The organism is Winogradskyella sp. PC D3.3 (genome assembly GCF_054366245.1).
The window spans coordinates 1110937-1133455 of the sequence record NZ_CM135962.1 but is presented as its reverse complement, the minus strand read 5'-3'; the positions used below and the strand labels follow the sequence as shown (position 1 = coordinate 1133455).

The window sequence follows — 22519 nt, the reverse complement described above, 5'->3', positions numbered from 1 at the left end:
AAGATTAAGATAACTACAATGAAAATATCAATAGAATTACAATTATCACCATTAAAAGACGATTACGAACCTCATATTATTGATTTTATAAAACACTTACGAGCTTCAGAATTCACAGTTTTAGAAAACCCTTTGAGTACTCAAATTTATGGTGATTACGATACATTAATGCCGTTTTTAATGCAAGAAATAAAACGTTCATTTTCAGAAATTGATATTGCCGTATTACAAATGAAAATTGTAAAAACAGACCGAAGCGACTATGAACCACATTTTTGATTTTCTGTTTTCACAATATTTTGAGTACGAAACCACTGATATTGTTTTAGAGATTGTAGCCGTTATTTTTGGTTTTTTATCGGTTTGGTATTCCAAACAGAATAAACTTCTTGTTTTTCCAACAGGAATGATAAGCACGCTTATTTTTGTTTACCTTCTACTAAAATGGGAACTTCTTGGAGATATGATGATTAACGCTTACTACTTTTGTATGAGTGTTTATGGTTGGTATATATGGACACGCAAAGTCGATGCCACACACGTTACACAAATATCAAAAACCACGACAGAAGAAAAAAAACTAAGTCTCGCCATATTTATTGCAACCCTCATATTTGTCTTCATTGTTTATAAAACCTTTGACAAATGGAATGGTTGGGTCGCTTATGTCGATACTATAACAACAGCCATATTTTTTGTAGGTATGTGGTTAATGGCAAGGAAAAAAATAGAAAATTGGATCTTCTGGATTATAGGAGATGTGATTTCTGTACCTTTATATTTCTATAAAGGCTTTACGTTTACAAGTTTTCAATATTTAGGATTTACAGTAATAGCAATATTTGGTTATTTAGCATGGAAAAAGAACTTAAACAACAACCTTCAAACTGTATAAAAGTTGTTTTGTTTGGACCTGAATCCACTGGAAAAACAACCCTTTCTAAGCAATTAGCCAAACACTACAATTCCGTTTGGGCACCAGAATATGCTCGCGATTATCTGCAAGACAAATGGGATAATGAACAGAAAACCTGCGAAACTAAAGATCTATTGCCAATAGCAATTGGACAAATGAAACTTGAAAATGAACTAGCTAAACAAACAGACTCAGTGTTAATTTGCGATACTAATTTATTGGAAACCAAAGTCTATAGCGAAACCTATTACAACGGCACATGTGACCCGATATTAGAAACATATGCTCTAAAAAATTCTTACGATCTTTACTTTTTAACTAATATTGATACTCCTTGGGAAGCCGACGATTTAAGAGACAAACCCAATGAGCGCGAAGCTATGTTTAACGCTTTTAAGAACGCTTTAATAAAACATCAACTACCGTATGTACTATTAAAAGGCAATAAAAAGGAGCGACTAGAATTAGCTGTTAAACATATTGATAAATTATTAATAAACAAGACATGAGTTTTACTGAAAACGATATTCACCAAATAGAATCTAACGATTTAACTTTATTTGAGGTAAAAAAACAAATCGAGATTTTTGAAACTGGAATTCCATTTACAAATGTTTCTGATGCTGCCACATTGAATCATGGAATCATGCCCTTAAATGATGCTATAATTGAAACGTATGTTGCATTATTTGAAAAAGAGAAAGATAAAAAATCGTTATTAAAGTTTGTTCCAGCCTCTGGAGCAGCAACACGTATGTTCAAATTTCTATTCAAATTTGTCAGTGAATATAATTCGAATGAGCAATCTCTTAATTCCTATATTAACAGAAACAACCTTAGAGAGTTATCATTGTTTATGGTAGGCTTAGAGAAGTTTCCATTTTACAATCAGGTATTAGAATTATTAAAATCTAAAGGAATAGATTATGAAAACTTATCTAATCAAGAAAAGGTTTGGCATTTTGCTAAGGCAATGTTAGATGAAAATCAACTCAACTTTGGAAACCAACCAAAAGGATTACTCCCTTTTCATCATTACAAGAACAACCATATATCTACAGCATTTGAAGAACATTTATATGAATCGGCCTTGTACGCATCAAGTAATGGACTAGCAAAACTTCACTTTACAATTTCAGAAGTTTATGAAAAAAAATTCATCAAAGAGTTTAAAACTATTCAAAATCAGATTGAACAAAATACCGGAGTAAAATTCGAAATATCGTTTTCATACCAACAACAATCAACTGACACTATTGCCGTAACCTTAAAGAATAGACCATTTAGAGAACCTGATGGATCCTTACTATTTAGACCTTCTGGACATGGGGCCTTATTAAAAAACTTAAATGCCTTAGATGCAGATATTATTTTTATAAAGAATATAGATAACGTTGTCGTTTATAAATACAAAGATGAATTAGCAAAGTATAAAAAAGTATTAGCAGGCATCTTAATTAAATTACAAACGAAAGCATTTAAATATTTACAAGAATTAGATGCAAAACCCGTTGATAAAGGCACTTTAGCTGCTATAGAAAATTTCTTAACGCACAAATTAAGCGTCAAAATATCTGATGAATACAAAAAATATACGGATTATTATAAGATTGAATATTTACAAGAAAAATTAAACCGACCTATTCGCGTTTGCGGTATGGTAAAAAATGAAGGTGAACCGGGAGGTGGTCCATTTTGGGTAAAAGATCATAAATCTAACCAATCGCTTCAAATTGTTGAGTCGGCACAAATCAATTTAAATGATCCCAAACAAGAAGACATTCTTAAAAATGCAACGCATTTTAATCCCGTAGATTTGGTCTGTGGTGTAAAAAATTATAAAGGTGAAAAATTCGATTTAGAAAACTATGTAGATCACAATGCCGCTTTTATAACCCAGAAAACTAAAAACGGGAAGGATTTAAAAGCCTTAGAATTACCAGGACTTTGGAATGGAAGTATGGCGCATTGGAATACCATTTTTGTGGAAGTGCCAATCATTACATTTAATCCTGTAAAAACTGTAAACGATTTATTAAAATCACCACATCAAATTAAATAATAGTGGATGTAACTTTACTTAAATCTGAAATAACCTACAAATACGTCAGAAGCTCGGGAAGCGGAGGGCAACATGTAAATAAGGTATCTTCAAAAGCTGAATTGTACTTCGATCTTAGCAGCTCAACTGTTTTTAACGATGAGGAAAAACAAAAGCTTTCCGAATTTTTAAACAATCGCTTAACCAAAGATGGTGTTTTAATTCTAGCCTGCGACGAAAGTCGAAGTCAGTTTAGAAATAAAGCCTTAGTAACGCAGCGGTTTTTAGAACTAATTCAAGAAGGCTTAAAAGAAGAAAAAAAACGAATTTCAACTAGAGTTCCAAGATCAGTGAAGCGAAAACGTTTAAAAGCAAAACGCATTAATGCTGATAAAAAAGCAAATCGGAAGCCACCATCACTTGAGTAACCACTTCCGTCACTTCGAGTAATTCCGAAACATGAGGAATTGTATCGAGAAGCTTTAATATACTTTCAAAAAATTCTCGATACAACATTCTAAAAAAAGAATTTCACTCGAACAGACATCATACTTTAAATTCGAAAATAATCCATAATTCATTATTCGCAATTCTAAAATCCGTTATATCTTTGCCGCGTTCTCAATAAAGGGGTGCCAATAAGTGGCTGAGATCATACCCATTGAACCTAGAACAGGTAATGCTGTTTAGGAAACAAGCGCAAAGAAAATGTCTTTTGGATGTTTTTGGCAGGTGCTATAAGGTTTTCAATGTTTATTTTTTACTTCTGAATTTAAAGACGCCTAATGGTAGACAAAAAAGAAATTCAAAATAAGAAATGACTAGGCCAAATAACAGCTGTTATAAGCTCACAATAATTAATTATTAATCAAGAATAATGACCTCTTTTTATTCGATTATAATACTATAGTCGTATGAAATTTTTATTCAACAATCTCTCAAAAAAAAGCAGGCAGAAATTAACCCTTTCAATTGCATTTTTAGGTATTTGTTCAGCGTATGGACAAGAAAAACAACAAGACTCAACCAAAGTTGAAAAACTAGACGAAGTTCTGGTAAGAGCCGTCAGAGTTGATGCTAAATCGCCAATTACGCATTCTAATGTGACCAAAGAAGCTTTAGCTAAACGTAACTTAGGACAAGACATTCCAATGTTACTTAACTTCTTACCTTCGGTAGTAACGACTACAGATGCTGGTGCAGGAGTTGGTTACACTGGCATTAGAGTTCGTGGTGTAAGCTCGCAATCTACCAATATTACCATCAACGGTATTCCGTATAATGACGCCGAATCTTTAGGAACCTTTTGGGTTAATCTTGGTGATTTTGCATCGTCTACAGAAAGTCTACAATTACAACGTGGTGTAGGAACCTCTACCAATGGTTCTGGTGCTTTTGGAGCTAGTATTAATGTGTTAACCGATGCTGTTTCAAAAGAAGCTTCAGGGGAAATTGCAAATTCTTTTGGAAGTTATAACACAAGAAAACATACGGTAAAATTCAGCACAGGTTTAATCAATGACCACATTGAAATTGCTGGTCGTCTGTCTAATATTGCCTCAGACGGTTATATTGATCGTGCTTCGGCCGATTTAAAATCCTATTTTTTACAAGGGTCTTATGTTGATGATAATACCTTAATTAAAGCTATCACTTTTGGTGGTAAGGAAGTCACGTATCAGTCTTGGAATGGCTTAGAAGATTTAGAGAAACTAAAAGACGACCGTACGTATAACACAGCAGGAGAATACACCGATGATAATGGTGTTATACAATTTTACGATAATGAAGTCGATAATTACAGCCAAAATCACTACCAATTACATTGGAACCAGCGCTACAACAACCAATGGTCAACCACATTAGGCTTAAATTACACCAAAGGTCAAGGGTATTTTGAACAATACAAAGAAGACGAAAGTTTTGACGAATATGGCTTTGAACCTATAGATTTCAATGGAGAAATCATTGATGAAACCGATTTAATTAGAAGGCGCTGGTTAGACAATGATTTTTATGTCATCAATGCTAACGCTAGCTATAAAGACGACAATCTTAATTTAATTTTTGGTGGTTCTTATAGTCATTACGATGGTGACCATTTTGGTGAAGTGATTTGGGCAGAATACGCCAGTCAAACTGAAATTAGAGATCGTTATTATGATGGCAATAGTATAAAAAACGATTTATCTATGTTTACTAAAGCCAATTACAGACTCAACGAAAAAATAAGTTTATACGGAGATTTACAAGTTAGAAATGTTACTTACAAAACGATGGGTACAACGTCTGATCTTGTAGAGTTTGCTGTAGATAAAGATTTTACATTTTTTAATCCAAAAGCCGGAATCACCTATTCTTTAAATTCTAACAATGATCTCTACTTCTCTTATGCAAGAGCCAACAGAGAACCCAACCGAACCGATTTTGAAGTTGATCAAAGTATAAAACCAGAACAGCTTAATGATTTTGAATTAGGCTGGAGACATAAAAAGAACAATTTTAACTTTAGTGCAAACACTTACTTTATGTTTTACAAAAATCAGTTAGTACTCACCGGAGAATCTGACGATGTAGGAAATCCTATAAGACAAAATGTAGATAAGAGTTACCGTATAGGTTTGGAACTAGAAGCTATTGTTCCTATAACGTCTAAATTAACGTTACAACCAAATATGACAATCAGCGCTAATAAAGTAGATGAGTTAAGCTTCTCTTTTGATGGAGAATCACAAAATTTAAACAATACAGACATTTCATTTTCACCAAGTTTTGTTGCGGCTAATGCCATCGTTTTTCAACCTATTGAGAATCTACAAATGTCTTTATTAAGTAAATATGTTGGTGAACAATTTATGAGTAATACTGAAGCAGACTTATCAAAGCTAGACAGTTTCTTTATTAACGATTTCAACATTAATTATACTTTAAAAACAGCATCTGTTTTTGATGCTATTGTATTTTCAGGTTTAGTCAATAATATTTTCAATGTAAAATATGTGTCTAATGGCTATTATTACACGTATGATGACAGCTGGTCTACCCCAGGAAGTATTGCAACTATTGAAGGAGCCGGTTTTTATCCACAAGCCACTACTAACTTTTTGGTTGGAGTAACTTTAAAATTCTAATTACTAATATAATAACTATTATTGCCGATAGGCTCAACTCTGTATGGTTTTAACGTACAGGGTTGAGCATTATCACCAATTGCCGTCCCTGTAATTAAACTATACTCATTACCATCTTCACAGCCACAAACCGCATTTAAACCTACAATTGTTAATTTAGAACATGAGGAAGAGGTATGGTTAGGATCTGCACCATCCCAAGCTAAAATTGAATCTGCATTCGTTCGTACAAGAATAATTCCGTTATTGCCATAATTTTCGACTCTTATCGCATTTATAGGAAATAAAAGTTGATTAAATTGAGGAAGGTTAAGATTCACGGTTAAATTCACTCCAACATCCAATAAATAGTTACAATTATAAATAGGGTCGTTTTTGCTACAGCCAAAAACAATAATACAACTTAGTATTAAAAATAATTTCTTCACAGGTTTATTTTTTTTTTAATAGTTTGAAATTTAGATAATTGAAAAAATAAAATCGTCTAAAGCCACGAGAACACTCGCTTTGCTCTTTAGCTTTTAAATTATTAACATTTTTTCTAAACTTTAACTTCAATTTTTGAAGGGCAATTTACTATTAATTCAACAATACGGTAAATATTTTATATATTTGCATAGTAATCTCGTCAGCGCGAGATTTTTTTTTATGCTAACATTATAATTATAGAATAACAAACGTCTAAAAAGTATATAACATCTACAGTTATTTTTGAGCCTGTCTGATTTTCAGACAGGCTCAAAAATAATAAAGAATCTGCTAATTAGAACTTGTTATATTTAAAACGATTAAATTATGAGTAAAGTATCTTATTACACAGCTGAAGGTTTAAAAAAATTAAGAGAAGAGTTAAACCAACTTAAAGATGTGGAACGTCCTAAGGCATCACAAGCAATTGCAGAGGCTAGAGACAAAGGTGATTTAAGTGAAAATGCAGAATACGATGCTGCAAAAGAAGCACAAGGTATGTTAGAGATGAAAATTTCTAAAATGGAAGAAATTTTAGCTGGAGCAAGAATCATTGATGAATCGCAATTAGATTTGACTAAAGTTTTAGCCCTATCAAAAGTTAAAATTAAGAACCAAATCAATGGTATGGAAATGACTTATACTTTGGTCGCCGAAAGTGAAGCCGATTTAGCTAGTGGTAAAATCTCAGTAAATTCACCTATTGGAAAAGGTTTATTAGGTAAATCTGTAGGAGATACTGCCGAAATACAAGTCCCAAGTGGTATAATGAAATTTGATATTCTAGAAATTTCTAGATAACAATCCTTATATTTTAAACAAAACACCAAAGTAATATTATAAAAAAGATTCCTCATTGAAGGAATCTTTTTATATTTATAGAAGACAATAATTACTAGATTATGGCCACTATTTTTACAAAAATAATTTCAGGTGAAATCCCTTCGTATAAAATCACTGAAACAGAAGATTTCTTTGCATTTTTAGACATTAATCCAAATTCTAAAGGACATACCTTATGTATTCCTAAAAAAGAAGTCAATAAAATTTTTGATTTAGACGAAGCCACCTATTTAGGTTTAATGAAATTTTCGCGTCGTGTCGCCATTGCCTTAGAAAAAGCGGTCCCTTGTGAGCGCATTGGCATGTCTGTCATTGGTTTAGAAGTACCCCATGCTCATGTACATTTAATTCCGTTACATACCATGAACGATGCAAGCTTTACAACCAAACAAAAAGTAACACCAGAAGAGTTTAAAGTTATAGCCGAAAAGATTAAATCGTATTTATAATACTTATTTTGAAAAGACTCCGGTTGCAAATAAGACTATTACAACTATGATTAAAACAAAACCACTAATTAATGCCCAAGAAATTGGCTTTAGTTTTGTCGACTTCGGTTTTCTTTTAAGCCCTCTATTGTGATAATCAACGACACGTTCAATATCATCCGTCCAGCGGATTGGAAAAATCTGTACTTCACAATTTAAACAACAAAGTTGACTTACCGTCTCATCAGTGATGGCCTTATAAAATTTAGTTTCGATTAGCTTTTGCTTCAAGGTGAGCTCTAAACTATCGTTACTATAGCATTCCGGACAGTTATTACCTATCCTTGCTTCTTTTAAAGTGAAATATCTTGACGAATTCATGCCCAAATTTAAACTAAAATTTTGATATTTTTAATTTAAAATAAAAATGCTAACTTATTGTTTACTAGAAACTACACTCCTCTTTTTTACCAATAAATTATAATCTAAACTTGTTTTAATATAATTTGTATCGTTGTTCCTTTTCCTAATTCTGAAGTCAACACTTTTATTTTTCCATTGTGGTAATCTTCAACAATACGTTTTGCTAAAGACAATCCAAGTCCCCAACCGCGTTTTTTAGTGGTATAACCAGGTTCAAATATTTTAGTAAACGACGACTTTGGAATGCCTTTTCCTGTATCTGAAATATTAATGAATACTTGGTTTTCAAGTTGTGTAAGTTCAAGTTTTAAATCTCCTTTACCTCTCATCGCATCAATAGCGTTTTTTACCAAGTTCTCAATAGTCCAACTATAAAGCTCTTCATTCAAATTAACAGGTATCTCGCGATCTGGGATAACGATTTCAAAATTAATAAGCTTAGAAATCTCGATTTTAAGTACTCGTAAGACGATTTGGTAACGGCAACAATATCCAAACTTTTAAGCGTTGGCACCGATCCTATTTTACTAAAACGCTCCGTTATAGTTTGTAACCTATCAATGTCTTTTTCAATTTCAACAATATACTCTGGGTTAACTGCTTCGGTCTTTAAAATTTCTGTCCAACCCACTAAAGATGATAAAGGAGTCCCAATTTGATGTGCGGTTTCCTTTGCCATACCTGTCCAAAGTTTATTCTGTTCTGCAATTTTAGAACTTCGGTAAAAGAAATACACAACGGCTCCGAAGAGCAGAATAATGAGCAGCAAGGCCAATGGATAGTATTTCAATCTATTTAATAATGGCGAATTACCATAGTAAATAAATTGCTTGGACTTAGTCCCCATATTAACTTCAATCCGTGTATTTTCATCCTTAAACTTATCTACAAGTTTTTTTACTTCTGCAGGATTAGATAGTAAGGATTCGTCAATATTTCTAGAAGTACTTAATTCTCCATTATTATCAATTACTAAAACCGGAGTACTAATTATGGTTTCTGTAATCACATGGCCTGTGACTTCATTAACCTCATCATTAGCTTTTATTGTTCCAATATCTATTAAAGCCATAGACCATGTTTTCATTTTAGAACGTTCTTCGGCCTTAAAATTTTGAAAAAACGTATAGGTATTCCAAAGAATAAGAGAAATAATAATAAAAGATGAGGCTATAATAATCCAACGGATTACATTTCGGTTAAAGCTAAGGATCATTAGTTAGGTTTAAATCATTTTTAAATATAATGTAAAATTGTTGATATTATTGTTCTTAGTAATCTACAAAATACTTTTATCAACAATTCAATATAATTATATTTGTTAAAAACCAGCGAACTACATGGCTTCATTTAACCCTCAAGATCTAAAAACTAGTATTTTACATGGCTTTCTATTAAGTGCTGTTGCACCAAGACCTATTGCATTTGCAAGTACTATAGACTGCAACGGAAATCCAAATTTATCACCATTTAGCTTTTTTAATGTGTTTAGTGCTAATCCACCAATTCTAATTTTCTCACCTGCAAGACGGGTTAGAGACAATACCTCCAAACATACCTTACATAATGTTGAAGCTACCAAAGAAGTGGTTATTAATGTAGTAAATTATGATTTGGTACATCAAATGTCTCTAGCAAGTACAGAATATCCTGAAGGTATCAACGAATTTGAAAAAGCAGGATTATCTATGCTACCTTCAGATAAAGTAACCCCCTTTAGAGTGGCAGAATCCCCTATTCAATTAGAATGTAAAGTCAATGATATTATTGCTTTAGGTTCAGAAGGAGGAGCTGGAAATTTAGTAATTTGTGAAGTCGTAAAACTTCACATTTCGGAAGAGGTGTTAAACGCAGACCTAACCATAAACCAAGAAGCCTTAGATTTAGTAGCACGCGCTGGAGGAAGTTATTACAGCAGAGCTAAAGAAGGCTTTTTTGAAATCCCTAAACCTTTAACATCTCTGGGTATTGGAGTGGATAACATGCCCGATGACATAAAAAACAGCATGATTTTAACAGGTAATAACATTGGAATGTTAGCTAATGTTGAAGCTTTGCCAAATACAGACGATGTTAATAAGTTTATTGAAGACATTAGTGAGCGTTATCCAGGCATTAAAACGGCATCTCACAGAGAAAAACACAAGTTGGCTCAAAATTATTTGAGCTTTGGAGACGTAGAAAGTGCTTGGAAGTTATTACTTTCGTAGTCTGAAAAAAAATTAAGTATTATAAAATTTATAGATTAAGCAAAAATGGAAGTACAAGGACGAATTAAGATGGTAGGTGAGACTCAAACCTTTGGTAGTAATGGATTTAGAAAAAGAGAGATTGTAGTGACTACAGAAGAGCAGTACCCACAACACATTATGGTGGAGTTTGTTCAAGATAAATGTGATTTACTAAACAGCTACCAAGTAGGTCAGCAAGTTAAAATCAATATTAACTTAAGAGGTAGAGAATGGGTAAACCCACAAGGTGAAACTAAATACTTTAATTCTATACAAGGTTGGAGAATTGAAGCTGTGCAAGCGCAAGCTGCAAGTGGAGATATGCCTCCTGTACCACCAACAGAAGCTTTTGAGCCTGTTAATGATTTAAATGAAGGTGATAACGACGATTTACCTTTCTAAAAAAAGAAAGATTAAACACATATAAAAAAGACTTGTTTTTAATTAAAATAGGTCTTTTTTTGTTTTATCACTTTATATATCATAAAAAAGTCCTGATGGTTAATCAGGACTTAGTACTTTGGTTTTAGGTTTGACCTTTACATACAAACTTAAAAAAGCAATGATGAACAAATTTATCACATAAAGATCAACTCAAATATCAACAAAAATCTATTAGCATCAAAGCTAAAACCTTAATTTTAACGGCGGAAATACCATCACAGTTTTAAATATGCACTTTTTAACTCACAAAATTGAATTTCCAGAAGTATCAGAAGCTTCTGCTGAAGGCCTTCTCGCGGTTGGAGGAGATTTGTCTGCAGAACGCTTATTACACGCGTATTCTGAAGGCATATTTCCATGGTATCAAGATGAAGATCCCATACTTTGGTGGTCACCAGATCCACGGTTTGTTCTATTTCCAGAGGACTTAAAAGTCTCTAAAAGCATGAAACAAGTCTTAAAAAAAGGCCACTTTGAAGTGACAACAAATAAAGCGTTTAAAGCCGTCGTAGAAAATTGTGCTCAAGCCAAACGTGTTAACCAACATGGTACATGGATAACTAACGATATGATAAATGCTTATCATAAATTACACCTACTTGGTTACGCTAAATCGGTTGAAGTTTGGCAAAACGAAGTCTTAGTTGGTGGCTTATATGGTATAGACATTAATGGTGCTGTTTTCTGTGGCGAAAGCATGTTTGCTAAAGTAAGTAATGCTAGTAAAGTTGGGTTTATAACCTTTATCCAAAACTCTAATTATAACTTAATTGACTGCCAAATACACACTAACCATCTCGAAAGTTTAGGCGCCAAAAACATTTCTAGAGCAGAGTTTCTTAATTATCTTATACCTCGTGATATCTAAAGCACGACACTTCATGATCATTTACCATTCCTGTGGCTTGCATATGTGCATAAATCACCGTTGAACCCACAAATTTAAAACCACGTTTTTTTAAATCTTTACTTATAGCATCACTTAAAGCGGTGTTTCCTGGGGCATCTTTATAGTTTTCAATACGATTCTTTATCGGTTTACCATCCACAAAATCCCAAATGTATTTGGAAAATGACCCAAACGTTTCCTGAATTTTCATAAAAGCTTGTGCATTGGTTATTGTCGCCTTTACTTTCAGCTTATTTCTAATAATGCCTGCATCTTGCAATAATGCTTCTTCTTTTAAAGTTGTATAATTGGCAATTTTCTTATAATCGAAGTTATCAAAAGCCTTTCTAAAATTATCGCGTTTCTTTAAAACCGTAATCCAACTTAAACCTGCTTGAAAAGTTTCTAATATTAAAAACTCAAATAACGTGGCATCATCATAGACCGGAACACCCCATTCTTTATCGTGATATGCTTCATATAACGGATCGCCAACACACCAACCACATCTGTTTTTAGTCATCTTGTAAGGAATATAAATTAGTGCTACTAATGTAACAACTGTTGCATAAAAAATGGCAATAGATTCTTATTTTTATCCTATGGAAACAGACACAATTACAGTAAAAGATATTATTTCAGAAAGTCTTAAGAACAGTATGACTTATACTGAATACAGAAACCTAGTAACCCAATTAGTAGAAGAAAAATCTACCACGGGAAACGACAAAACAGAGGCTTTAGTTGAATATACACAACTAAACGACAGACGTATGAGACGTTGGGATAAAACGGCTAAAGTTTCTGAAGACATGACAAGCATAATTAAAAATTTTGATAAAAAAATAACTTGGTTAGTCATTTCTGAAAGTTGGTGTGGAGATGCTGCTCATATTATGCCCATTTTTAATAAAGTCGCTGAGCTCAACGATAATATTGATTATAAAGTAGTCCTAAGAGATGAAAACGAAGCACTAATGGATCAGTTTTTAACTAATGGAGGTAAATCAATTCCAAAATTAATAATGTTAGATACTGAAACTAATGCTGTTTTAAACACCTTTGGACCACGACCTACCGTTGCGACAAACATGGTGCAAGCTTATAAAGCTGAACACGGTATGTTAACTCCAGAGTTTAAAGAAGATTTACAACGTTGGTATAATAAGGATAAAGGTCAATCTACGATTGAAGATTTGGTTAGCTTATTAAAATAAGTAAGAAATTTTGGTGGCTGAGGGAAGTCGAAGCCACTACATTATTTCCCTTTAAACAAAAAGGTAATAGTACCTAGTTGCTTTTTCTTGTCTGACGTATCAAACTGAACTGATTTGGCATAAGCAATGGCGTGGTCTATTAAACACTGATTATCGGAGTTAGATGATCCATTTATGTAAGCCTCTATAACATCACCTGCGTTATTCACTCTTATGCTAACCACTATTTTTCCACCACTTTCACATAAATAACGTGGGGTTTTATAATAGGTTAAGGTTCTCCCTTTTAAAGAGTATGTTAATGTGCTTTTGGCTTTTGCATGTTCATCTGCTAGTTTTTTGTTCTTAAGGCGCTGTTTTAACTCCTCTTGTAATTTTTTGTAAGATTGGGTTTCTTCTGAATTTAAAGCATAAGCACTACTGCTAGTATACGATTTTGTTATGCTCGTTTCTTCTTGTACTTCACTTGCTTTAGCCTCTTCTATCGCTTTTGTTGTGCGTTCAAAATCATTAGCGCTAACGGTTTTAAAGTTACGCATCATCTCTTTAAACTCTTCGTCTTCGTTAAATGCTTTATTAGTAGATTTTCCATTTTCAGCTTCGATATCCTGAAGTTCTTTTTCTGTTTTTTCAGGTTCTGGCTCTATTAAATAATAACTTTCAGTAATTAAATTATCCTGAAGTTTCAGTTGTAGACTGAACATACCAAAGACAACAATTCCTGCTAAAAGAAATGTTATTATTGCGGCTTTATGTTGATCAACAAAATTCAGTATAAAATAGTTTTAGTCTATTAATAGATACGACTATAATGAAGAAATAGATTAAGCACCTATCTTAAACCGGTGTTAAATCACGCTTTAGAAGGTAAATTAGCTATAAAATCTTCTGGTGTTAGCGAATTTTCCACTTTAAAATCTCCAATACGTGTGCGTCGTAATGATGCTAAATATGCCCCAGAATTTAAGGCTTTTCCGAAGTCGTTCGCTAAAGATTTAATGTAAGTCCCTTTGCTGCACACCACTCTAAAATGTAATTCTAAGCCTCTGATTTCAGTAATCTCAAATTCAGTAATTTCAACCTGTCTTGATTTTATTTCAACCTCCTCACCTGCTCTTGCAAATTCGTATAAACGTTTTCCATCCTTTTTAATTGCAGAGAATACAGGTGGATATTGTTCAATTTTACCTATAAATTGGGGAATTGTATCTTGAATTAATTCTTCGGTAATATGGTCTGTAGGAAACGTTTCATTAACTTCAGTTTCTAAATCAAAAGAAGGTGTTGTACTACCAATAACAAAAGTTCCGGTATATTCTTTTTCCTGGCCTTGAAAAATGTTGATTTGCTTGGTCATTTTACCAGTACAAATCACCAATAAACCTGTCGCTAATGGATCTAAAGTTCCGGCATGACCAACTTTAATCTTCTTAATATCAAAAGCATGTCTAATTTCCCAACGCAATTTATTAACCGCTTGAAAAGAGGTCCATGTTAACGGTTTGTCTATTAGTAAGACTTGTCCACTTAAATAATCTTCTTTAGTTTTCATTTATACGAGAGACCAAATTATAGCAATAACACCTACCACAACACAATAGATAGCGAAATAGGATAGTTTACTTTTCTTAACTAAAGAAATCATCCATGTACAAGCAAATAAACCTGCGACGAATGCAGCGATAAAACCAATACTTAACGCTGTAAAATTAGAACTATCATATGTTAATTCACCTCCCAAAAGGTCTTTTGCTATTTTACCAAAAATTAGAGGCACCACCATTAAAAATGAAAAACGGGCTGCTTTAGTTTTGTCGTTACCCAATAAAACCGATGTTGAAATTGTAGCTCCAGAACGCGATATACCAGGTAACATGGCAATCGCTTGAGATATACCAATGATAAAAGCGTTAGAAAAGGAAACTTTCTTTTGTGTATCCTTTGCTTTATCTGCTAAGAATAGTAATACTGCTGTAACGATAAGCATACAGCCAACTAACAAGATATTTCCATTAAATAGTTGTTCTAATTCGTCTTCAAAAAAGACACCTATTATAACGGCAGGCAACATGGACAAGGCAATTTTTGATATAAATTGTAAATCTTCATTCCATTCAAACTTTAAAGCCCCCATTATAAGTTGAAGGATATCCTTTCTAAAAATCACAATGGTACTTAATGCTGTTGCAAAGTGAAGTACCACAGTAAAAAGCAAACTCTCTTTAGGCACAGAACTATCACCAAGTATCGCTTTTCCAAGTTCTAAATGACCACTCGATGATACAGGTAAAAACTCTGTAAGTCCTTGAATGATTCCTAAAATAATAGCGTCTATAATTTCCATATGGTAAAAGTATCTATACCGCGCAAAAGTAAGTAAAATGAATGTTATTTATCAAACTTTAAATGTAGACTCTCTAATTATTAAATGGCTTCGTATTGCTATCGTTTTATTAATAAGCGCATCATTAGGATTATTAATTTCTTCAATTAAATATTTAACCGCAGTAGCTCCAATTTTCTGACCGGGTTGATCTATTGTTGTGAGCATAGGTTCTATTATGGTAGAATTTATAGAATTACTAAAACCAACAACAGCAACTTCCTCGGGGATATTTACGTTGAGCTTCTTTAAAGTTTTAATGACTCCGATAGCAGCACCATCGGTTATGGCAAAAACTGCATCTGGTTTTTGTTTTAAACTCATTAAAACGTTAGCCATCCTTTTACCTTGTTTAATAGAAATGTCATCAACACTAAGTATTATCTTTTCATCAATTGGCAAATTGTGTTCTTTTAAAGCTCTTAAATATCCTTCGTAACGTTTTTCAGAGTTATATGAAAATTCAGACTCTTTAATAATTGCAATTCTCTTTTTACCAATATTTATAAGGTGCTCTACAGCATTATAAGCCGCTTCTTCTTCATTTATTACCACCTGAGTACAAGGTATTTTATTAGATGCTTTATCAAATAAAATTAAAGGAAGCGTATTCATTACTTTTAATATAGAACTTATATCTCTCGTCATCTTTGATAAAGACATTAAGACTCCGTCAACACCAAATTGAATCATCGTATTTAGCATTTCAGTTTGCTTATTGATATCATTATTCGATTCTGAAACAATAACACGATAACCTTGAAGTGATGCTTCCTCCAAAATACCTCGCATCAATGTTGTTGTAAAATAGTGAGTAATACTCGGCACAATAACACCAATAATATTTGTTTTATGTGTTCTAAAACCTTTTGCGAAAATATTAGGAATATAATTGATATCCATAGCCAAATCTTTGACCCGCCTTTTTGTGGCTTCACTTATATCTGGATGATCATTTAATGCTCTCGAAACTGTAGAAATAGACAATTCTAACTTTTCAGCAATCTCTTTTAAGGTTGGAATTTTACTTTTCAACTTAAATCTATTTAATGCAAACGTTACCGCAAACGTTTGCGTATTAATTTCGTAATATTTTTGACACAAACTTAACAATTTGACAATAGATTTACTCAAATAACAATAAAACTATAAATAAATGAAAAAATCTCTACTTGCATTCGCTCTTTTCATAAGTGCGTTTACTGTTTTTTCGCAAACAGAAATTAGCGGAAAGGTTACTGATGCATCTGGTATGCCAATTATGGGTACTAATGTTATCATTAAAGGAAGCACTTCGGGTGCCATAACTGATTTTGATGGAAATTTTACATTTACCACTAACTTATCAGGAGAACAAATGATTCAAGTATCTTACGTAGGATTTGAAACTTTTGAAAAAACAATTAATTGTGATGGTAGCGCTATTACTGTAGATGTGGTTTTAGCGGAAGGAACCAATACCTTGGATACAGTTGTACTTACAGCATCTTCTACGTTTAGATCACAAAAAGATACACCAATGTCTATCAGCTCAGTAAAGCAAAAAGAAATAACAAAACTTTCTGCAAATAGTCAAGCCGATATTTTACGAAGTATTCCGGGTATTACTGCCGAAGGTGGTGGTGGTGAAACAGCAACCAACTTATTTGTAAGAGGATTACCTTCTGGTGGACAATATGTATTTAATCCACTTCAATACGATGGAATGCCTTTAATGAGCACATTTGGGTTAAACTCATCTGCTCATGATGTTTATGCACGTCCGGATATTGGATTTAAAGGAGTTGAGTTTGTTAGAGGTGGTGCGGCAGTATTATATGGCGCTGGCTCTGTAGCTGGGATTATTAATTATACAAGCAAGACAGGAGATTCTAATGAAGAAAATATTATTAACTTAGAATACGGAGATCAAGGACGGTTAAAGACTGATTTTTATACTGGTGGCAAATTAGGTAGTGAAGACTCTAACACTTACTATGCCGTTACTGGTTTTGTACGAAAAGATAGTGGACCTATAGATACAGGTTTAGACACTAGAGGGTTTCAACTAAGAGCAAATATTAAGCAAAAATTTGATAACGGTTCATTTACCATTCATGGTCAATTTATAAACGATAGAGCGCAATTCTATTTACCAATTCCATTAGAAGGTGGTTCTAGAGATCGTATTGCGGGTAACGACGGTGACGATGTAGAACAATTATTATCTGGCGAATTAGCAAACACCTCATTTTTAACACCAGGAGGTGCATATGAAAGTCCTATAGACGATGGCGTATATACTAAAGGTGGTTATTTATTAGCCGATTTTGATTATAACCTAAGTGATAACTTAAAATTTAAATCTAAAGTTAAATATGCCAATTACAAGCACAGTTTTGCGCTATATGTTGGTGGTGATGGCGATTATGGCAACCCAATTACAATTTCAGATTATGTTGATGCGATTGCACCTGGAAACACAGCATATAGTGCCACTTACCAAGGAGGTTCTGGAAATCAAATAAACAACAGTGATTTAGTTGTTGAAAACTTACATATTGATAGAATCAGACCTATGACCGATTATTCTGGGGAAGCGAGTTTAATCCTAAATTCAGATAACGGAAATCATACCTATACCTTTGGTACTTTTTTAGCTCGAACAGAAGCAGAAGATGTTAATTACCAGTATAGAGTTTTATCAGAATTCAACAATAATCCACGCTTAGTTAATTTAAGCTACACCAATACAAGTGGAGACAATGTTATTTATTCTACAGGAGGGTTATACAATAGAATCGGTATGACTTCTAATAAATACTTAACTCAAAGTAGAACGGCATTTTATATTACAGATGAAATGGTTTTTGACAGATGGCGTTTTGATGTTGGTATGCGTATTGAATCTACTAAAGGAACGTTTAGAAATGGTGGACTTGCAGATAGTCAGGTATACAATGATCCTGACTTAACAAGTGAATTACAAAATGTACGTTATGCTGATGGAACTTTTGTAACTGGAGAAATTGAAGCAACAGACTGGGCCTTATCTTTAGCAGGTTTATATGAACTAACAGAATCTACAAACTTATATGCTAACTTCTCGAGAGGCTTTTTCTTTCCACAACAAAGAGGATTTACTCCAACTCCTGGTATTAGAGATACGAATTATGAAGCAGAAACTATTATTCAAGGAGAACTTGGTGCTAAGTTTGGAACTTCAAAATTCTCAGGTTCTGCAGCGGTCTATTACGTGGGATTAAGTGATCGTATTCGTATTGATCAGGCTATTGTAGGTGGCGAGTTAGTAGATCAGGGACGTAGTGAGCAATCTACAAAAACCATTGGCTTAGAAGCTACTGGAAACTATAGATTCACAACTGATTTATCAGCATCTGCGACGATAACATACCAAGATCATGAAATTTCTACCAACCAAACCGAAGACCTTGTAAATGGTGGTATCACAACGATTAATGAAGGTAACGAAATAGGAAGACAACCCAATCTTTTAGGTTCTTTGGGTTTAAATTACGATAACCGTAAACTCGATGCTAATTTCACCTTAAACCATACCGGAGCAAAATTTACAGATGATTCTAACAATGTAGAATTAGACGCAATAACAATCGCTAGAATTGGTGCTGGATATACATTTGAAACAGAAGGTAACAACAGCCTAAGAGTTGGGTTTTCGGTATTCAATCTTTTTGACAGTGCCGGACTTACAGAAGGGAATCCTAGAGCAGGTATTTCAGGACAATCTGGAGATGGGGACTTCTTCATTGGACGCCCAATTCTACCAAGACGATTTTTCCTAACAACAACATTTAATTTTTAAGTTTGATTGATTAATAGCTTGATTGCATTGGCGTATTTTGTTTAGATTATATGTCAATGCTTTCTTTTAAAATTCACAATTTACAATGACAGATAATAACTTAATTAAGAAAGCAGAAGAAGTTCTCAATAATAACTTTGACGAAGATAAAGGTTTTACAATTCCGTGCGAAGGGTTGTACCCTTTTCAATGGAACTGGGATTCTGGCTTTATTGCCATCGGATTTGCACATTACAATGCTACGAAGGCTAAACGCGAAGTAGAAGCCTTACTGAGTGCGCAATGGGAAAATGGTTTTATTCCACATATCGTTTTTCATAATGATAGCGACACGTATTTCCCTGGTCCAGATTTTCACCTATCAAAATTACATCCTTTAGCTTCAAAAAGTCATAGAACTACCGGAATGACACAACCCCCTGTTTTAGGTTTTGTACTGAAAGAACTTTATGATATTATTGATGATAAGGAGGATATTCTAAACTTTATAAAACAAAATATTGATAAAGTTTATAATAACCATGAGCATTTTTACACGCATAGAGATCCTAATAAAGAAGGTTTAGTTTACATTTATCACAATTGGGAGTCTGGTACAGACAATTCTCCGATATGGGATGATATTTGGGAGACTATGGATCCGCCAAAATATAATTTTGAACGTAGAGACACCACTCACGTAGATGCCGCCCAAAGACCTACAAACAGAGAATACGATTACTATTTGCATCTTATAGAAATTGCTAAAGCCCACAATTATGACGATGCTAAAATTGCTGAGTTGTCACCATTTTTAGTTCAAGATCCGCTTTTTAATTCTATGCTTATCAAATCTAATGCAGCATTGATAGAACTTTATGAACTCATTGGTAATTCTGAAGATAAACTAACCACATTGCGTCAATGGCAAACTAAAGCTGTTTCGAGATTTAATGAAAAATTATATAATGAAAAACTAGGAGCTTATGTACATTACGACCTTAGAAACGAAAAGCAAATAGAATTCTTATCGTCCTCTTCATTTACTCCAATCTTTGCAGGTATTCCTAGCAAAGAGAGAGCGGGTAGTGTTGTAAAAACCATGATGGATAAATTTGGTACTGAAGACCGATACTTATGTGCATCCTTCGATCCAGAAAGTGATCGATTCAATCCTAAAAAATATTGGAGAGGTCCTGTTTGGATTAACCTAAACTGGTTACTTTACAAAGGGTTAAAAGCGTACGGCTTTACTGATATTTCTAATCGTGTAAAAGAAGATTCTATTGCATTAATAGAGCAATATGGGTTTTACGAATATTTTGATTCTAGAAAAGACATTAAAGAAAATGCAGGTTACGGAGGTAATAACTTCTCATGGAGTGCGGCTTTATTAATCGACTTATTAAAATCTTAAACACAAGAAAACTAAACTATTATAAGGATTTTACAATTAGTTTAAAACATTTTAAGACATAGACTTACAAGTATTTATGGTATTAGATAAACTGATGCCATATTAATGCGTATTTTAAAACACGAATAGCAAAAATTCGCTTAGAATACAGTTAAAAATAAATTGACATGAATTGGTTAGATTATACAATAATTGCAGTTTATCTCATTGGTTTTATAGCCATGGGTTATTTTTTTAAAGAGAATAAAAACTCGAATGATTATTTTCTAGGAGGTAAAAGTTTAGGCTGGTTTCCGTTGAGTTTGTCTACTATGGCAACGCAACTATCTGCTATTAGCTTTATTTCTGCACCTGCATTTGTAGGTCTTAAAGCCAATGGTGGTATGAAATGGCTAACCTTTGAGTTTGGTGTGCCTTTAGCAATGATCGGAATTATGTTTTTTATAATTCCTCCCTTATACCAATCGGGTATTGTTAGTATCTATGAATATCTAGAACGTCGCTTTTCAAAATCTACGCGAAAACTAATTAGTATTGTTTTTCAAATAAGTCGTGCTTTAGGGACCGGAGTTATGGTGTTTACTATGGCTTTAATTATACAATCTGTTGTTGGTATCAGTTTCCACTGGACATTACTCATTATAAGTGTTGTAACGCTAGTTTACTCCTATCAAGGAGGTATGAAAGCGGTTGTTTGGGGCGACGCTATTCAGATGATCATTTTATTCTCGGGTTTAATTATATGCTTAATTATTGGCTATTCTTTAATGAAAGATACCGGAACCTTTAAAGGGTTTGATGCGGATCGTCTTCAAGTGATTGACTTCTCTAATCTCGGATTTTTTGACGGAGAAGAGTATGGCTTTTGGCCTATGCTTTTAGGTGGTTTATTCTTGTATTTATCATATTATGGTACCGATCAAACACAAGCACAACGCTTACTATCTGCTAAAAACGAAGGTACTATTAGAAAATTACTTTTAGCCAATGGCTTATTGCGATTCCCTGTGGTTCTAGTCTACTGTATTATGGGATTAATTATTGGATATCTCGTAAGTAATGTTCCTGAATTTTACGAAAGTATTAGAGAAACCACACGCCTTCATTTTCCTGCCGAATATGCAAAATCAGGCATTAAACCAGATTTAATGGTCCCTGTTTTTATTACCAAATATTTGCCAAACGGCCTTATAGGAATTTTAATGGTCGGTATTATGTCGGCAGCAATGTCTTCCTTAAGCTCTACCATTAATTCACTAAGTGCAGTAACTATTGAAGACTTTTTTAACAGTGGAGAAAAGAAACTTTCCGAAAAAAAATACATGATGCTATCTAAAGGTTTAGTAGTCTTTTGGGGAGTGGTTTGTATTTTGGCAGCCTATCTTTTTGGTAATAGTGAGAGTACAGTAATTGAACTTATTAATGCGATTTCATCTTTATTTTACGGCCCAATACTAGCCGCCTTTGTGATTGCTATATTTTTTAAGAAAGTGAATCATATTGGAATGAATACAGCGATAGTAACAGCAGTCGTTGTTAATCTTGTTTTTAAATATTTACCCGAATTAGTGTACCTCTTTAACCAAGGCCATTTCTATTCTGGCGATATTTCAATTCATACTGCCTTAGCTGAACTAGGCATTTATAACGTTCCAGATTTATTCTGGATATGGTACAATTTAACAGGTTTTGTTATCGCTATTGTATTTGCTGTCATTGTAAGTAAGCTAACACCTAAAACACCTGCTAAACCTATGGCATTAGCTTATACGTTTCATACCAAAGATCTATTAAAAAAAGAGAGCATTATTTTAATGTCATTTTTCGTATTGATACTTGTTGTTAGTTATTTCATTCCAAACATATTAAGTTAGATCGTATAATTT

The 22519-nt window shown here is 33.3% G+C and carries 22 protein-coding genes and 1 pseudogene; 15 read left to right on the top strand and 8 right to left on the bottom strand.

Annotation, left to right across the window (positions count from 1 at the left end):
- Positions 1-18 precede the first annotated feature (18 nt).
- From ACXGSQ_RS04940 to ACXGSQ_RS04915, 6 genes are all read left to right on the top strand, one after another.
- Positions 19-279 (top strand): hypothetical protein, encoded by a 261-nt coding sequence (locus ACXGSQ_RS04940; RefSeq protein WP_458628518.1) that lies wholly within the window; start codon positions 19-21, stop codon positions 277-279.
- The gene (pnuC, locus tag ACXGSQ_RS04935) at positions 263-895 is read left to right on the top strand and encodes a nicotinamide riboside transporter PnuC (RefSeq protein WP_458628517.1); all 633 of its coding nucleotides are present in this window, start codon (positions 263-265) and stop codon (positions 893-895) included. The genes ACXGSQ_RS04940 and pnuC overlap by 17 nt, the downstream gene beginning before the upstream one ends.
- On the top strand, positions 856-1425 hold the full coding sequence (locus tag ACXGSQ_RS04930) for an AAA family ATPase (RefSeq protein ID WP_458628516.1): 570 nt from the start codon (positions 856-858) through the stop codon (positions 1423-1425). Before pnuC ends, ACXGSQ_RS04930 begins: the two co-directional genes overlap by 40 nt.
- A complete protein-coding gene (locus ACXGSQ_RS04925) occupies positions 1422-2978 on the top strand; it encodes a DUF4301 family protein (protein WP_458628515.1) in 1557 nt (518 codons plus the stop codon). The genes ACXGSQ_RS04930 and ACXGSQ_RS04925 overlap by 4 nt, the downstream gene beginning before the upstream one ends.
- Positions 2979-2980: 2 nt before the next feature.
- The gene (arfB, locus tag ACXGSQ_RS04920; protein ID WP_458628514.1) at positions 2981-3385 is read left to right on the top strand and encodes an alternative ribosome rescue aminoacyl-tRNA hydrolase ArfB; all 405 of its coding nucleotides are present in this window, start codon (positions 2981-2983) and stop codon (positions 3383-3385) included.
- 486 nt (positions 3386-3871) lie between these two features.
- Complete coding sequence (locus ACXGSQ_RS04915; protein WP_458628513.1) at positions 3872-6088, top strand: TonB-dependent receptor; 2217 nt, start codon at positions 3872-3874, stop codon at positions 6086-6088.
- On the opposite strand, the gene ACXGSQ_RS04910 is transcribed toward ACXGSQ_RS04915, so the two are convergent.
- A complete protein-coding gene (locus tag ACXGSQ_RS04910; protein WP_458628512.1) occupies positions 6085-6516 on the bottom strand; it encodes a hypothetical protein in 432 nt (143 codons plus the stop codon). The two genes, ACXGSQ_RS04915 and ACXGSQ_RS04910, sit on opposite strands and share 4 nt — an antisense overlap.
- 367 nt (positions 6517-6883) lie before the next feature.
- Between ACXGSQ_RS04910 and greA the strand changes: the two genes are divergently transcribed.
- Positions 6884-7357 (top strand): transcription elongation factor GreA, encoded by a 474-nt coding sequence (gene greA / locus ACXGSQ_RS04905; RefSeq protein ID WP_458628511.1) that lies wholly within the window; start codon positions 6884-6886, stop codon positions 7355-7357.
- Positions 7358-7458: 101 nt separating this feature from the next.
- Positions 7459-7848 (top strand): HIT family protein, encoded by a 390-nt coding sequence (locus ACXGSQ_RS04900; RefSeq protein WP_458628510.1) that lies wholly within the window; start codon positions 7459-7461, stop codon positions 7846-7848.
- A 3-nt stretch (positions 7849-7851) separates the two neighbouring features.
- On the opposite strand, the gene ACXGSQ_RS04895 is transcribed toward ACXGSQ_RS04900, so the two are convergent.
- Both ACXGSQ_RS04895 and ACXGSQ_RS04890 read right to left on the bottom strand, forming a co-directional pair.
- A complete protein-coding gene (locus ACXGSQ_RS04895) occupies positions 7852-8208 on the bottom strand; it encodes a hypothetical protein (RefSeq protein ID WP_458628509.1) in 357 nt (118 codons plus the stop codon).
- A gap of 104 nt (positions 8209-8312) precedes the next feature.
- A pseudogene (locus tag ACXGSQ_RS04890) lies at positions 8313-9466 on the bottom strand (sensor histidine kinase).
- A 124-nt stretch (positions 9467-9590) separates the two neighbouring features.
- Between ACXGSQ_RS04890 and ACXGSQ_RS04885 the strand changes: the two are divergent.
- The 3 genes from ACXGSQ_RS04885 (at position 9591) to aat (ending at position 11793) form a co-directional block, all read left to right on the top strand.
- Positions 9591-10460, top strand: a complete 870-nt coding sequence (locus ACXGSQ_RS04885) for a flavin reductase family protein (protein ID WP_458628508.1) — start codon at positions 9591-9593, stop codon at positions 10458-10460.
- 45 nt (positions 10461-10505) lie between these two features.
- Positions 10506-10883: a DUF3127 domain-containing protein gene (locus ACXGSQ_RS04880; protein ID WP_458628507.1), complete on the top strand. Its 378-nt coding sequence runs from the start codon at positions 10506-10508 to the stop codon at positions 10881-10883.
- 271 nt (positions 10884-11154) lie between these two features.
- Positions 11155-11793 carry a leucyl/phenylalanyl-tRNA--protein transferase gene (aat, locus tag ACXGSQ_RS04875; RefSeq protein ID WP_458628506.1) on the top strand — a complete coding sequence of 213 codons (639 nt, stop codon included), beginning with the start codon at positions 11155-11157 and terminating at the stop codon, positions 11791-11793.
- On the opposite strand, the gene ACXGSQ_RS04870 is transcribed toward aat, so the two are convergent.
- A complete protein-coding gene (locus ACXGSQ_RS04870) occupies positions 11774-12337 on the bottom strand; it encodes a DNA-3-methyladenine glycosylase I (protein ID WP_458628505.1) in 564 nt (187 codons plus the stop codon). The two genes, aat and ACXGSQ_RS04870, sit on opposite strands and share 20 nt — an antisense overlap.
- Positions 12338-12389: 52 nt before the next feature.
- On the opposite strand from ACXGSQ_RS04870, the gene ACXGSQ_RS04865 reads away from it, so the two are divergent.
- A complete protein-coding gene (locus ACXGSQ_RS04865) occupies positions 12390-13031 on the top strand; it encodes a thioredoxin family protein (protein WP_458628504.1) in 642 nt (213 codons plus the stop codon).
- Positions 13032-13072: 41 nt separating this feature from the next.
- Here the strand turns inward: ACXGSQ_RS04865 and ACXGSQ_RS04860 are convergent, their stop codons facing one another.
- From ACXGSQ_RS04860 to ACXGSQ_RS04845, 4 genes are all read right to left on the bottom strand, one after another.
- Complete coding sequence (locus ACXGSQ_RS04860) at positions 13073-13735, bottom strand: hypothetical protein (protein WP_458628503.1); 663 nt, start codon at positions 13733-13735, stop codon at positions 13073-13075.
- Between the two features lie 149 nt (positions 13736-13884).
- Positions 13885-14583, bottom strand: coding sequence for a tRNA pseudouridine(55) synthase TruB (gene truB / locus ACXGSQ_RS04855; RefSeq protein ID WP_458628502.1), 699 nt, complete (start codon positions 14581-14583; stop codon positions 13885-13887).
- The gene (locus ACXGSQ_RS04850) at positions 14584-15375 is read right to left on the bottom strand and encodes an undecaprenyl-diphosphate phosphatase (RefSeq protein WP_458628501.1); all 792 of its coding nucleotides are present in this window, start codon (positions 15373-15375) and stop codon (positions 14584-14586) included.
- 51 nt (positions 15376-15426) lie between these two features.
- Positions 15427-16449, bottom strand: coding sequence for a LacI family DNA-binding transcriptional regulator (locus ACXGSQ_RS04845; RefSeq protein WP_458628500.1), 1023 nt, complete (start codon positions 16447-16449; stop codon positions 15427-15429).
- 121 nt (positions 16450-16570) lie between these two features.
- Here ACXGSQ_RS04845 and ACXGSQ_RS04840 point away from each other — a divergent pair, with 121 nt between their 5' ends.
- The 3 genes from ACXGSQ_RS04840 (at position 16571) to ACXGSQ_RS04830 (ending at position 22507) form a co-directional block, all read left to right on the top strand.
- Complete coding sequence (locus ACXGSQ_RS04840) at positions 16571-19237, top strand: TonB-dependent receptor domain-containing protein (protein WP_458628499.1); 2667 nt, start codon at positions 16571-16573, stop codon at positions 19235-19237.
- Positions 19238-19322: 85 nt separating this feature from the next.
- Positions 19323-20633 (top strand): MGH1-like glycoside hydrolase domain-containing protein, encoded by a 1311-nt coding sequence (locus ACXGSQ_RS04835; RefSeq protein ID WP_458628498.1) that lies wholly within the window; start codon positions 19323-19325, stop codon positions 20631-20633.
- A gap of 167 nt (positions 20634-20800) precedes the next feature.
- The gene (locus tag ACXGSQ_RS04830) at positions 20801-22507 is read left to right on the top strand and encodes a sodium:solute symporter family transporter (RefSeq protein WP_458628497.1); all 1707 of its coding nucleotides are present in this window, start codon (positions 20801-20803) and stop codon (positions 22505-22507) included.
- Positions 22508-22519: the final 12 nt, after the last annotated feature.

Excerpts from the sequence above, each read along its gene's own strand:
- ACXGSQ_RS04895 (WP_458628509.1), bottom strand. The coding sequence starts at position 8,208 with ATGAATTCGTCAAGATATTTCACTTTAAAAGAAGCAAGGATAGGTAAT.
- ACXGSQ_RS04900 (WP_458628510.1), top strand. The coding sequence starts at position 7,459 with ATGGCCACTATTTTTACAAAAATAATTTCAGGTGAAATCCCTTCGTAT.
- aat (WP_458628506.1), top strand. The coding sequence starts at position 11,155 with ATGCACTTTTTAACTCACAAAATTGAATTTCCAGAAGTATCAGAAGCT.
- ACXGSQ_RS04915 (WP_458628513.1), top strand. The coding sequence starts at position 3,872 with ATGAAATTTTTATTCAACAATCTCTCAAAAAAAAGCAGGCAGAAATTA.
- ACXGSQ_RS04830 (WP_458628497.1), top strand. The coding sequence starts at position 20,801 with ATGAATTGGTTAGATTATACAATAATTGCAGTTTATCTCATTGGTTTT.
- ACXGSQ_RS04835 (WP_458628498.1), top strand. The coding sequence starts at position 19,323 with ATGACAGATAATAACTTAATTAAGAAAGCAGAAGAAGTTCTCAATAAT.
- ACXGSQ_RS04840 (WP_458628499.1), top strand. The coding sequence starts at position 16,571 with ATGAAAAAATCTCTACTTGCATTCGCTCTTTTCATAAGTGCGTTTACT.
- ACXGSQ_RS04850 (WP_458628501.1), bottom strand. The coding sequence starts at position 15,375 with ATGGAAATTATAGACGCTATTATTTTAGGAATCATTCAAGGACTTACA.
- ACXGSQ_RS04880 (WP_458628507.1), top strand. The coding sequence starts at position 10,506 with ATGGAAGTACAAGGACGAATTAAGATGGTAGGTGAGACTCAAACCTTT.
- ACXGSQ_RS04860 (WP_458628503.1), bottom strand. The coding sequence starts at position 13,735 with ATGTTCAGTCTACAACTGAAACTTCAGGATAATTTAATTACTGAAAGT.
- ACXGSQ_RS04885 (WP_458628508.1), top strand. The coding sequence starts at position 9,591 with ATGGCTTCATTTAACCCTCAAGATCTAAAAACTAGTATTTTACATGGC.
- greA (WP_458628511.1), top strand. The coding sequence starts at position 6,884 with ATGAGTAAAGTATCTTATTACACAGCTGAAGGTTTAAAAAAATTAAGA.
- ACXGSQ_RS04865 (WP_458628504.1), top strand. The coding sequence starts at position 12,390 with ATGGCAATAGATTCTTATTTTTATCCTATGGAAACAGACACAATTACA.
- ACXGSQ_RS04870 (WP_458628505.1), bottom strand. The coding sequence starts at position 12,337 with ATGACTAAAAACAGATGTGGTTGGTGTGTTGGCGATCCGTTATATGAA.
- ACXGSQ_RS04940 (WP_458628518.1), top strand. The coding sequence starts at position 19 with ATGAAAATATCAATAGAATTACAATTATCACCATTAAAAGACGATTAC.
- pnuC (WP_458628517.1), top strand. The coding sequence starts at position 263 with ATGAACCACATTTTTGATTTTCTGTTTTCACAATATTTTGAGTACGAA.
- ACXGSQ_RS04925 (WP_458628515.1), top strand. The coding sequence starts at position 1,422 with ATGAGTTTTACTGAAAACGATATTCACCAAATAGAATCTAACGATTTA.
- ACXGSQ_RS04930 (WP_458628516.1), top strand. The coding sequence starts at position 856 with ATGGAAAAAGAACTTAAACAACAACCTTCAAACTGTATAAAAGTTGTT.
- truB (WP_458628502.1), bottom strand. The coding sequence starts at position 14,583 with ATGAAAACTAAAGAAGATTATTTAAGTGGACAAGTCTTACTAATAGAC.